This is a genomic window from Kitasatospora sp. LaBMicrA B282 (assembly GCF_050325825.1).
Taxonomy (GTDB): domain Bacteria; phylum Actinomycetota; class Actinomycetes; order Streptomycetales; family Streptomycetaceae; genus Kitasatospora.
Window position 1 is genome coordinate 25,088 of record NZ_JBNQTI010000081.1, and the last position, 11,630, is coordinate 36,717.

10 protein-coding genes are annotated in these 11,630 nt (G+C 75.3%); 3 read left to right on the plus strand and 7 right to left on the minus strand.

Going from position 1 to position 11,630, the window contains the following annotated elements:
* Nucleotides 1-92: 92 nt before the first annotated feature.
* Both ACQRUO_RS22270 and mmuM read right to left on the minus strand, forming a co-directional pair.
* A complete protein-coding gene (locus ACQRUO_RS22270; protein ID WP_428317773.1) occupies nucleotides 93-857 on the minus strand; it encodes an IclR family transcriptional regulator in 765 nt (254 codons plus the stop codon).
* Between the two features lie 240 nt (nucleotides 858-1,097).
* The gene (mmuM, locus tag ACQRUO_RS22275) at nucleotides 1,098-2,003 is read right to left on the minus strand and encodes a homocysteine S-methyltransferase (RefSeq protein ID WP_428317784.1); all 906 of its coding nucleotides are present in this window, start codon (nucleotides 2,001-2,003) and stop codon (nucleotides 1,098-1,100) included.
* Nucleotides 2,004-2,092: 89 nt separating this feature from the next.
* On the opposite strand from mmuM, the gene ACQRUO_RS22280 reads away from it, so the two are divergent.
* Entirely contained in the window at nucleotides 2,093-2,656 is a 564-nt protein-coding gene (locus ACQRUO_RS22280; RefSeq protein ID WP_428317774.1) for an NUDIX domain-containing protein, read from the plus strand.
* A gap of 43 nt (nucleotides 2,657-2,699) precedes the next feature.
* On the opposite strand, the gene ACQRUO_RS22285 is transcribed toward ACQRUO_RS22280, so the two are convergent.
* The 3 genes from ACQRUO_RS22285 to ACQRUO_RS22295 form a co-directional block, all read right to left on the minus strand.
* Entirely contained in the window at nucleotides 2,700-3,434 is a 735-nt protein-coding gene (locus ACQRUO_RS22285; RefSeq protein ID WP_428317775.1) for a hypothetical protein, read from the minus strand.
* Nucleotides 3,435-3,571: 137 nt separating this feature from the next.
* A complete protein-coding gene (locus ACQRUO_RS22290) occupies nucleotides 3,572-4,408 on the minus strand; it encodes an ArsR/SmtB family transcription factor (protein WP_428317776.1) in 837 nt (278 codons plus the stop codon).
* Nucleotides 4,409-4,486: 78 nt separating this feature from the next.
* Nucleotides 4,487-5,140 (minus strand): TIGR03085 family metal-binding protein, encoded by a 654-nt coding sequence (locus ACQRUO_RS22295; RefSeq protein ID WP_428317777.1) that lies wholly within the window; start codon nucleotides 5,138-5,140, stop codon nucleotides 4,487-4,489.
* 133 nt (nucleotides 5,141-5,273) lie between these two features.
* Between ACQRUO_RS22295 and ACQRUO_RS22300 the strand changes: the two genes are divergently transcribed.
* Together ACQRUO_RS22300 and ACQRUO_RS22305 are read left to right on the plus strand one after the other, a co-directional pair.
* A complete protein-coding gene (locus tag ACQRUO_RS22300; protein ID WP_428317778.1) occupies nucleotides 5,274-6,479 on the plus strand; it encodes a M20 metallopeptidase family protein in 1,206 nt (401 codons plus the stop codon).
* Nucleotides 6,480-6,689: 210 nt separating this feature from the next.
* A complete protein-coding gene (locus ACQRUO_RS22305) occupies nucleotides 6,690-8,729 on the plus strand; it encodes an acetoacetate--CoA ligase (RefSeq protein ID WP_428317779.1) in 2,040 nt (679 codons plus the stop codon).
* Nucleotides 8,730-8,851: 122 nt separating this feature from the next.
* On the opposite strand, the gene ptsP is transcribed toward ACQRUO_RS22305, so the two are convergent.
* On the minus strand, nucleotides 8,852-10,522 hold the full coding sequence (ptsP, locus tag ACQRUO_RS22310; RefSeq protein WP_428317780.1) for a phosphoenolpyruvate--protein phosphotransferase: 1,671 nt from the start codon (nucleotides 10,520-10,522) through the stop codon (nucleotides 8,852-8,854).
* An 89-nt stretch (nucleotides 10,523-10,611) separates the two neighbouring features.
* Nucleotides 10,612-11,061 carry a PTS sugar transporter subunit IIA gene (locus ACQRUO_RS22315; protein WP_428317781.1) on the minus strand — a complete coding sequence of 150 codons (450 nt, stop codon included), beginning with the start codon at nucleotides 11,059-11,061 and terminating at the stop codon, nucleotides 10,612-10,614.
* Nucleotides 11,062-11,630 lie beyond the last annotated feature (569 nt).

Here is an 11,630-nt window from a genome sequence, read left to right on the forward strand (position 1 = left end):
GGGTGGACAGGAAGTCTGCCCACCCTCGGTAACCGTCCGGTGTCCTTGGCCGGGTGCTCGCCCGGGCTCCGTCCGTGCCTCGCGGCGGGCGCTCAGAACCGCCCGGCGCCCAGGTCGCGGGAGATCGCCCGGGCTGCGTCGCGCACCGAGGCGACCAGCTGCGGCCGCACGAAGCCGTCCTCGCAGACCCGCTCCACCGCGCCGTTCACGCAGACCGCGCCGACCGGGTTGCGCCGCCGGTCCTGGATCAGCGCGCCGATCGAGGCCACCCCCTCCCAGGTCTCCTCGATGGCGTCGGCCCAGCCGCGCTCGCGGATCAGCGCGCACTCGGCGTCGACGTCCTCCAGGCCGGTCAGCGTCCGCGGGGTGTACGCCTCCAGCGGACCGTCGCCCAACTCGCCCCGGGCCACCGGGTCGTAGGCCAGCAGCACCTTGCCGAGCGCGGTGCTGTGCAACGGGTGCATCGACCCCACCTCCAGCACCTGGCGGGTGTCGTCGGGCCGGAAGACGTGGTGCACGATCAGCACCCCGCGCTGGTGCAGCACGCCCAGGTAGACCGTCTCGCCGCTGGCCCGGGCCAGGTCGTCGGCCCAGACCAGGGCGCGGGCCCGCAACTCGTGCACGTCCAGGTAGCTCTGGCCGAGCCGCAGCAGTTCGGCGCCCAGCTGGTACTTGCCGCTCTCCGGGTCCTGCTCGACGAAGCCCTCCTGCTGCAGCGTGCGCAGGATGCCGTGCGCGGTGCCCTTGGCCAGGTCGAGCGAGGTGGCCACCTCGGAGAGGCCGAGCCGGCGCTCGCCGCCGGCCAGCAGACGCATGATGGCGGCGGCCCGGGAGAGCGACTGGATCGGGCCGGGCATGAGGACCTCCACTGGCAAGTCTGGCACGCTGTTCAAAGCTGTCGTTCGACAATGTCGCACAGTTCGTGGTCATGTCGACTGCGAAGCATCGGTGCCGAGTCTGCCAGGCGCACCCGCGGCCTTGCACGTCGCCCACCGGTTCTCGGCCGTTCTACCCGATGTTGCCGCCCGTCCCGCTCCCGTCTCGCCGGCCGGTCCCACGGCCGCTCGGGACCGCGCCGCCGGCTCGGCGACGGCGGCTCAGCGGTGCCGCGCGGCGAGCCGCTCGCTCAGCTGCGCGATCTGCGCCGGGCCGACCCGGCAGCAGCCGCCCACCAGCCGGGCCCCGGCCGCCACCCACGGCGGCGCGAAGTCCGCCGGCCCCCGGCCCGCACCGCGGAACGCCCGGTCGGCCGGATCCCAGCGCTCCCCACTGTTCGGGTACGCCACCACCGGCTTCCCGGTCACCGCCGCGGCCACCCGCACCGCCTCGCCCACCTCCTCGGGCGCGCAGCAGTTCACCCCGACCGCCACCACCTCCGGTGCCTCGGCGGCCACCGCGAACGCCTCCGCCAACGGCTGCCCCGCCCGGGTGCGCCCGCCCGCCACGGTGTAGCTGAGCCACACGGGCACCGCCAGCCCGCGCACCGCACGGACCAGCGCCCGCGCCTCCTCGACGTCCGGCACCGTCTCCAGCGCCAGCACGTCGGGCGCGGCCGCCACCAGCGCCTCGATCCGCGGCCGGTGGAACCGTTCCAGCTCGGCCGCGCCCACCCCGTACCGCCCGCGGTACTCCGAGCCGTCCGCCAGCACCGCGCCGTACGGGCCGACCGACGCCGCCACCCACCGACCCGGCTCGCCCGCCGCCGCCCGCCGCGCCAGCGCCACGCTCTCGCCCAGCAACCGGGCCGCCCCGCGCCGACCCACGCCGCGCCGGGCGAACCCCGCGAAACTCGCCTGGTAGCTGGCGGTGATCACCACCTGCGCCCCGGCCGCGTAGTAGGCGCCGTGCGCGGCCACCAGCGCCTCGGGGTCGTCCAGCAGCAGCCGGGCCGACCAGAGCGGGTCGTCGTCCAACCGGTGACCGGCGGCGACCAGCTGGTTCGACAGCCCGCCGTCCAGCACCAGCGGCCCGGCAGCCAGCGCCTGCGCGAAGTCCACCGCCACCACCTCCTGTCGCGCCACCGCCCCGACCGCCCCCGCCGCTGCCCGAAACCGTAGCCCCCGGCCCCGCCCCCCGGACTACCATCCACCCCATGACCACTGACCAGGCTGCCACGCAGGGCCGCCCCGCCACGTTCGGCCCCTGGGCGCACTGCCACTGGTGCGGCGCCGCCTACCCCGCCGGCACCACCGGCTGGCCGCGCACCTGCGTGGGCTGCGGCGAGATCAGCTACCGCAACCCGCTGCCGGTCACGGTGAGCCTGCTCCCGGTCAACCGCCCCGACGGCGGCCGGAGCCTGGTGGTGATCCGCCGCACCATCGAGCCCGGCTACGGCCTGCTGGCCCTGCCCGGCGGCTACGTCGACTACGGCGAGAGCTGGCAGCAGGCGGCGGTGCGCGAGCTGCGCGAGGAGACCGGGATCAAGGCCGACGCGGACGACGTCACCCTGGTCGCCACCGACTCCGACAGCGCCGGCGGCTTCATCTGCCTCTTCGCCCTGCTGCCCGCCCAGGACCTGGCCGACCTGCCGCCCTCGGTGCCCACCGACGAGACCGAGGGCTGGCAGCTGATCGACGCCCCGGTCCGGCTCGCCTTCCCCTTCCACACCCGGGTGGCCGAGGCCTGGTTCGCCGGCCGCTACCAGCCGGCCCGCTGACCGGGCGGCGGCTCAGGAGTGCGGCGACTCGGGCGGCTCAGGCTCAGGGGAAGGGGACGGTGAACCCCGACACCGTCGCGACCAGCTGGCCGATGTTGTCCCCGTCGCCCTGACTGCGGAAGGCGTGCATGACGATGTGGGCGCCGGGGTCGTACACGATGCTCACCGGCCCGCCACCGGTGAGCAACTGGGGCGCGGTCGACACGTTGAACGCCCCGGCGTCGGTGAGCGGCAGGTAGGCGGCAGCGCCCTGCTGCGCGTCGACGTCGAGGACGGCGTGCTCGCCGGCCGGCACCGCCACCGACGCGCCGGCGTAGGTGATCACCACGCGCTCGCCGGCCGGCACCGTGAACAGGTCCGCGGTCGCGTTGAAGGCACCCGGGTTGCCGGCGCCGAAGGAGACCACACTCACCCGGGTGAACGGCGCCTTGGCCGCGCTGTTCAGCTCCTGGACGCCGTTGCCCGAGGCGCTGATCCCCACCGACCCGGCCACCTGCTGCACGGTCGGGAGGTTGCCGACCGTGACCTGCCCGCTCACCGGCAGCGCCGAGTTGGTCACGTTCACGTTGGCCGTGCCCTGCTCGTGGACCTTGATGTTCCCGTTGGCGTCGGTGTTCTGCTCCTGCACCGGCACCGGATGCGCGGCGTCATTGGTCACGAGGACGTCCAGCGCGTGCTCGGCCGCGGCGGCCACCGGTGCGTGGAAGACCACGCCCCCGGCCAGCGCGGCGCCCGACATGAGCAGGGCCGAAGACCCGAGGGCAACCCACTTGCGCATCCGCATCTCCCTGGTTCACCGACCGCGCCACCCACGCGGCGCGGTCCGCCGTCCGCGGCACTTCCGCTCGGCGCGCCACATCCTGTGGCGCGGCGGCCGGACCGCCACCACGGCGCACCGTGACACCCCGACGGCGGTCACCCGGTGGAGTGGTGGGCTCTGCCGATCAGCTGTGCGGTGGGCGGCCGACCGGCCCCGGCTCGCGCAGCTGTCCCGGCTGCACTGGTCCCGGCTGCACTGGTCCCGGTCGGGGCCGCCGCCGTCGGCTCCGGGTCCACGCCCAGCTGCTCGCGCAGCACCGCCCGCCCCGCCGGGGTGACCGCCACGGCCCGGCTGCTGCCGATCCGGGTCACCCAGCCCGCCTCCAGCGCCCGGCGGCAGAGCGCGGCGCCGACCGCGCCGGCCAGGTGCGGGCGCCGTTCGGTCCAGTCCAGGCAGGCCAGCACCGCGGGGCGACGGCTCGCGGCCGGCACGGTGACGCCGAGCGCGGCCAGCCGGGCCGCGCCGTCACCGGTGAGGGTCAGCCCGCCGTCCTGGTCGAGCAGGCCGCGCTCGGTCATCGCGTCGTAGATCGCCACGCCGACCGTCCCGGCCAGGTGGTCGTAGCAGGTCCGGGCGCGGGACAGGGCGCGTTGCCGGCTGCTCGCGGAGAGGGTGCGCGGCGGCGGGGGAGTGGCCTGCGGCGGGGCCAGCGCGGCCAGCTGCTCGATCAGTTCGGCCACACGGGGACCGGCCAGCCGCAGGTACCGGTGCCGCCCCTGCCGCTCCTCGGCGAGCAGGCCGCCCGCGACCAGCTGGTTGAGGTGCCCGGTCGCGGTGGCCGGCGCCACCCCGGCGTGCCGCGCCAGCTCGCCCGCGGTCCAGGCCCGGCCGTCCAGCAACGCCAGGCAGAACTCGGCCCGGGTGCCGTCGGCCAGCAGCGCGGCCACCTTCGCCAGCTGCGGGACACCCTCGCTCGTCGCACGCGTCGTCATGTCCTCCATTCTCCGCGCCGACCGTTCGGCCGCGGCCGAACGATGGCCCGCAGCCGCCCTGCGGCCCGGGGCTCGTCCTCAGCCCGGCAGCGCCACCACCGCCCGCAGCTGCGCCACCTCGTCCGCCGGCCCGGCGACCGTGACCGCCGCGTGCGCCCCGCGCCCGAACGCGAACAGCAGCAGCTCACCCGGTTCGCCGGTCACCCGCACCGCGCCCGGGCGCGCCGGACCGACCGTCAGGTTCCGCCCGTCCGGCCGGCAGAGCAGCACCCGCACCGGCGTCCGCCGCCCCAGCTCGAACCGCGCCGGCAACGGCAGCCGCCGCCACAGCACCTCGGCCAACGCCGGCTCGATCGCCGCCGGCTCGACCGGCTCCGTCTCGTCCGCCCCCGCCCGCCGCACGTCCTCGGCGTGCACGAAGTACTCCACCGTGTTCCCCGCCTCGTCCGCCCCCGGCAGCGCGAACGGCGACAGCCGCGGCGGTCCGTCCCGGAAGCTGCGCACCAGCTCGGGGTACGGGCGGCGCGCGTACGCCTGCTGTACCCGCTGCGTCCACCCGGCCAGCGGCGGCACGACGAACCCGAGCGCCGCGTCCGGTCGGGCCTCGCGCAGCACCAGGTGCGCGGCCAGGTCCCGGGTCCGCCAGCCGGCGCAGAGCGTCGGCGCGTCCGGCCCGGCCGCCGCCAGCAACTGCGCCAACCGCTGCCGTTCTGCCTGCGCGTGTCTCGACATGCCGTCAGGCTAGCCCGGCCGGACGTGGCTGCCCGCCTCCCGGTGGCGGATCCGTGCGCCCTCTCCCGCCCGAGCCCGCCACGGGCCACCATGGCCGGGTCACCTCCGCCCCCAAACCCCCCGGAGTCGCACCGTGACCACCCGTCCCGACCTGCGCACCGCCGCCGCCCGCCTGCAGCCCGACCTCGTCGCGCTCCGCCGCACCCTGCACCAGCACCCCGAACTCGGCCTGGACCTGCCCCGCACCCAGGCCGCGGTGCTCGACGCCCTGGCCGACCTGCCGCTGGAGCTGACCCTCGGCAAGCAGCTCTCCTCGGTCACCGCGGTGCTGCGCGGCTCCCGCCCGGGCCCGGTGGTGCTGCTCCGGGCCGACCTGGACGCGCTGCCGGTGCAGGAGGCCACCGGGCTGTCCTACGCCTCCACCGTGCCGGGCGCGATGCACGCCTGCGGCCACGACCTGCACACCGCCGCCCTGGTCGGGGCCGCCCGGCTGCTCGCCGAGCGGCGCGCCGAACTGCCCGGCGCGGTGGTGCTGATGTTCCAACCGGGGGAGGAAGGCGCCGGCGGGGCCCGGCTGATGATCGAGGAGGGGGTGCTGACTGCCGCCGGCGAGCCGGTGGTGGCCGCCTACGCGCTGCACGTGGCCGCCTCCCAGCTGCCGGCCGGCCTGGTCGCCACCCGCCCCGGGCCGGTGCTGGCCGGCTCCGACCAGCTCACCTTCACCGTGCGCGGCCGCGGCGGCCACGGCTCCTCCCCGCACCTCGCGCTGGACCCGATCCCGGCCGCCTGCGAAGCGGTGCTCGCGCTGCAGACCATGGCAACCCGGCGGTTCGACGTGCGCGACCCGGTGGTGGTGACGGTCGGCAGCTTCCACGCCGGCACGGCCGCCAACGTGATCCCGGGCGAGGCCGTCTTCGCCGCGACCGTCCGCTCCTTCTCGCCGCAGGCCCGCGACCGGGTGCTGACCGAGGCGCCCCGGCTGGTGCGCGGGATCGCCGAGGCGCACGGCCTGACCGTCGAGGTGGCGCACGACGAGGCCTACCCGGTCACCGTCAACGACCCCGGTGAGGCCGCGTCGGCCGCGCAGACGGTGCGCGGGCTGTTCGGTGCCGCCCGCTTCGTCGAGCAGCCGCACCCGATCGCCGGGTCCGAGGACTTCGGCGTGGTCGCCGAACAGGTCCCCGCCGCCTACCTGTTCCTCGGCGCCTGTCCACCCGGCAGCGACCCCGCCACCGCCGCCTACAACCACGCCCCGCAGGCCGCCTTCGACGACGCCGTCCTCGGCGACGCGGCCGCCCTGCTGACTGCCCTGGCCGAGGACCGCCTCCACCGCGCCTGACCGACGACCACCCACCGCTGACCACCCGGGGCGGCCCGACCAGGGGCCGCCCCACGGCCCGCCGACCAGCTCCACCGTCCCCGGCCACCCGGACCACCCCTGGCGCACCGGACGATCACATGGCAGGGTCTAGCACCGTCCGTACGCACGGGGAGGGGAGCCGCCACCAGCGCCACCCCGCCCCCACCCTCCGGCCGGGAGACCACCACCGTGAGCACCCCACCCCAGGACCAGGCCCCCGCCACCGCGCCCGAGCCGCTCTGGCGCCCCGCCCCCGAGGCGGCCGCCGCCACCCGGTTGGTCGCCTTCCAGGCCTGGGCCGCCGAGCGCCACGGCGCCCCCGCCGCGCCGCTCGCCCCCGCCCCGGACGACGCCACCGCCGCCGCCCGCTACGCCGACCTGCACGCCTGGTCCACGGCCGACCTGAGCCGGTTCTGGACCGCCGTCACCGAGTACTTCGACGTCCGGTTCGCCACCCCGCCGCAGGCCGTGCTCGCCGACCCCGCGATGCCCGGCGCCCGCTGGTTCCCCGGCGCCACCCTCAACTACGCCGAGCACGCCCTGCGCCTCGCCGCCGACCCGGCGCACGCCGAGCAGCCCGCGATCCTGCACCTGGACGAGACCACCGCCGAGCCGCTCGCGCTGAGCTGGGCCGAGCTGCGCCGCCAGGTCGGCGCGCTGGCCGCCGCGCTGCGCGCCCAGGGCGTGCGCCCGGGCGACCGGGTCGGCGCCTACCTGCCGAACATCCCGCAGGCCGTGGTCGCGCTGCTGGCCACGGCCGCGGTCGGCGCCGTCTGGACCTCCTGCGCCCCCGACTTCGGCGCCCGCAGCGTGCTCGACCGGCTGCAGCAGATCGAGCCGGTGCTGCTCTTCGCGGTGGACGGCTACCACTACGGCGGCAAGACCCACGACCGCGCCGAGGTGGTCGCCGAGCTGCGCCGCGAGCTGCCCGGCCTGCGCGCCGTGGTGCACGTCCCGCTGCTCGGCACCCCGGCCCCCGAGGGCGCCCTGGAGTGGTCCGCGCTGACCGCGGGCGACGTGGAGCCGGTCTTCGAGCAGGTCCCGTTCGACCACCCGCTCTGGGTGCTCTACTCCTCCGGCACCACTGGCCTGCCCAAGGCGATCGTGCAGAGCCAGGGCGGCATCCTGGTCGAGCACCTCAAGCAGGCCGCGCTCCACCTCGACCTGGGCCCCGCCGACCGCTTCCTCTGGTACACCTCCACCGGCTGGATGATGTGGAACTTCCTGGTGGCCGGCCTGCTGGTGGGCGCCACCGTGGTGACCTACGACGGCAGCCCCGGCCACCCCACCACCGGCGCCCTGTGGGAGGTGGCGGCCCGCACCCGGGCCACCGTGCTCGGCACCTCCGCCGCCTACGTGATCGCCAGTCGCAAGGCCGAGCTGCACCCCGGCCGCGACCTGGACCTGTCCGCGGTGCGCTGCATCGGCACCACCGGCTCCCCGCTGCCGCCCGACGGCTTCCAGTGGATCTACGACGAGGTGAAGCCGGACGTCTGGCTCGCCTCGGTCAGCGGCGGCACCGACGTCTGCAGCTGCTTCGTCGGCGGCGTCCCCACCCTGCCGGTCCACCTCGGTGAGATCCAGGCCCCCTGCCTGGGTGCCGCGGTCGAGTCCTGGGACGTGCACGGCAAGCCGCACACCGACGAGGTCGGCGAGCTGGTCGTCACCAAACCGATCCCGTCCATGCCCACCGGCTTCTGGAACGACCCGGACGGCACCCGCTACCGGGACAGCTACTTCGAGATGTTCCCGGGCACCTGGCGGCACGGCGACTGGATCACCGTCACCTCCCGCGGCACCGTGGTGATCCACGGCCGCTCCGACTCCACCCTCAACCGGCAGGGCGTCCGGATGGGCTCCTCCGACATCTACGAGGTGGTCGAGCGGCTGCCGGAGATCGCCGAGTCGCTGGTGATCGGCCTGGAGGAGGAGAACGGCGGCTACTGGATGCCGCTCTTCGTCAAGCTGGCCCCCGGCGCCGAACTGGACGACGAGCTGCGCGGCCGGATCCGCCGGGAGCTGCGCGAGCAGCTCTCGCCGCGGCACGTCCCCGACGAGGTGATCGTCGTGGACGGGCTGCCGCACACCCTGACCGGCAAGCGGATCGAGGTCCCGGTCAAGCGCCTGCTCTCCGGCACCCCGCTCGACCAGGCGGTCAACCCGGGCTCGGTGGACAACCTCGACCACCTGCGGTTCTTCGAGCGCCTGGGCCGCGAGCGCCGCGGCTGACCGCGGCCGAGCGCTCACGGGTATGCCGAGCGCCCACGGGTATGAGGAAGGGCCCCGCCACGGCGGGGCCCTTCCTCTCCTCATGCACAGCAGTCCCGGCAGCGTCCTGCTCGGTCAGCCGCTCACTCGCCGGACAGCACCTGCTGCGCGGCGGCGCGCGCCTCGGCCGCACTGTCCGCGGCCCGGGCCGCCTCGGCGGCGCGCCGGCACTGGGCCAGCGTGGCCTTGGCGAGGGCCGCTCGGACGTAGGGGATCGAGGCCGCGCCCATCGACAGGCTGGTCACCCCGAGCCCGGTCAGCACGCAGGCCAGCAGCGGGTCGGCGGCCGCCTCGCCGCAGACGCCGCAGCTCTTCCCGGTCTCCTGCGCCGCCGCGGCGGCCGCGGCCACCAGGTCCAGCAGGGCCGGCTGCCACGGGTCCTGCAGCCGGGCCAACGCACCCACCTGGCGGTCGGCCGCGAAGGTGTACTGCGCCAGGTCGTTGGTCCCCAGCGAGAGGAACTCGACCTCCGCCAGGATCGAGCGGGCCCGCAGCGCCGCCGACGGGATCTCCACCATCGCGCCGAACTTCGCCGCCAGCCCGGCCTCCCGGCAGGCCTGCGCGAAGGCCTTGGCATCGGCCCGGTCGGCCACCATCGGCGCCATCACCTCGAGGTGCACCGGCAGGCCCTGGGCGGCCTTGGCCAGTGCCCGCAGCTGCCCCTGCAGCACCTCCGGGTGCTCCAGCAGGGTGCGCAGCCCGCGCACGCCGAGCGCCGGGTTGGGCTCGTCCGCCGGGGTCAGGAAGTCGAGCGGCTTGTCCGCGCCGGCATCCAGCACCCGGACCACCACCCGACCCTCGGGGAAGGCCTCCAGCACCTTGCGGTAGGCCTCGACCTGGACCTCCTCGCTCGGCGCCCGCTTGGAGTCGTCCAGGAAGAGGAACTCGGTGCGGAACAGCCCGACCCCCTCGGCACCGGCCTCGACCGCGGCCGGCACGTCCGCCGGACCACCGACGTTGGCCAGCAGCGGCACCAGGTGCCCGTCCGAGGTCCGGCCCGGGCCGGAGGAGGCGGTCAGCGCCGCCTTCCGCTCGGCGGCCAGCCGGCGCAGCTCGGCCTGCTCCTGCTCGTCGGGCTCGACCAGCACCTCGCCGGTGCTGCCGTCCACCGCCACCACGACGCCCTCGTCCAGGTCGGTCGCACCGGGCAGCGCCACCACCGCGGGCACGCCCATCGCGCGGGCCAGGATCGCCGAGTGGCTGGTCGGCCCGCCCTCCTCGGTGACGAAGCCGAGCACCAGGGTGGGGTCGAGCAGCGCCGTGTCGGCCGGCGCCAGGTCACGGGCGAACAGCACGTACGGCTCGTCGCTGTCCGGCACGCCCGGCATGGGCACGCCGAGCAGGCGGGCGACGATCCGGTTGCGCACGTCGTCCAGGTCGGCGACCCGCCCGGCCAGGTACTCGCCGGCCGCGGCGAGCAGCGCCCGGTAGGCGGCGAAGGCGTCGTACACCGCGCGCTCGGCGCTGCTGCCGACCGCGATCCGGCGCTCCACGTCCGCCATCAGCTCGGGGTCCTGCGCCATCAGCGCCTGCGCCTCCAGGACCGCCTGCGCCTCCCCGCCGGCCAGGTTGCCCCGGGCGATCAGGTCGGCGGCCACCGCGTCCACCGCGGCCTTGGCCCGGGCCTGCTCGCGCGGGGCGTCCTCGGTCGGGATCTGGGTGGCCGGCGGTTCCAGCACGGCGGTGCCCATGTGCCGGACCTGGCCGATCGCGACCCCGTGGCTGACACCCACACCGCGCAGCGTCTTCTCCATGTGCTTCTTCCTCTCACCCGCACGGCGGCCCCGTCCCACCGGTGCGGGGGGACGGGGCGCGGTCCGGAGATCCGTCGGTCGGGAGTGGGTCAGTTCCAGGTGAAGAGGTCGCCGCCGGCCTTGACCTCGCCGTTCTCGACCACCTTGCTCAGCTGGTCGGGCGCGGCCTCCAGCGCCACGATCGGCGAGATCGGCGACTTCCCGGCCGCCTCGACGGCCGCCGGGTTCCACTTGATCACCGGCTGCCCGCGCTTCACGGTGTCGCCCTTGCTGACCAGCAGCTCGAAGCCCTCACCGTTGAGCTGCACGGTGTCGATCCCCAGATGGGTGAGCACCCCGTGGCCGTCCGCATCCACCACCACGAACGCGTGCGGGTGCATGGAGACCACCAGCCCGTCGACCGGCGCCACCGCGGTGCTGGGCTCGCGCGGCGGGTCGATGGCGGTGCCGGGGCCGACCATCGCGCCGGAGAAGACGGGGTCGGGCACGTTGGCGAGTCCGATGACACGGCCGGCCAGCGGCGAGGTCACGGTGGTCATGGGGAGCCTCCCAGGTGAGGGTGCAGCGGCCGCTGCCTGCGGCGGAACACGTCGGCTGAAGCCTAAATCATGCCAACTTTGGACATCTCGCCACATAAGGCGCAGTGGATCCGGGCCGTTCCGCCCGACTCGCCGTGGTCACTTCGCCGTCGGCCGCCGACCGGAACCCAAGCCGCCCAAGCCCTCCTGCGCCCCAAGTGGTCTAGTCCTCTTGGTTGATGCGCCGCACTCTACGGCATCCGGGTGAGTCCGGCGATCGGCTCCGGCGTGCCGCGCGGCTCGGTGCTGGTACTCGGACGGCTCAAGCCGCACCATGCTCGATTAGGCGGACCGGCCGGGATGCGGCTATGGTTGGGCGAGTCGCCGCGAGGTGATGGTGAATCCAGCGCCAACACTGAGTAAATGTCCGGTGAAATCCGAACGAAACTCATGTGATACGCTGAGGTCACGAAAGAACGAAGCCCGGAGGGGCCACGGAAGTGGCTGCGAAGGAAGCGTCCGTTCCTTGAGAACTCAACAGCGTGCCAAAAGTCAACGCCAGATATGTTGACATCCCCGGCCTCGATCAC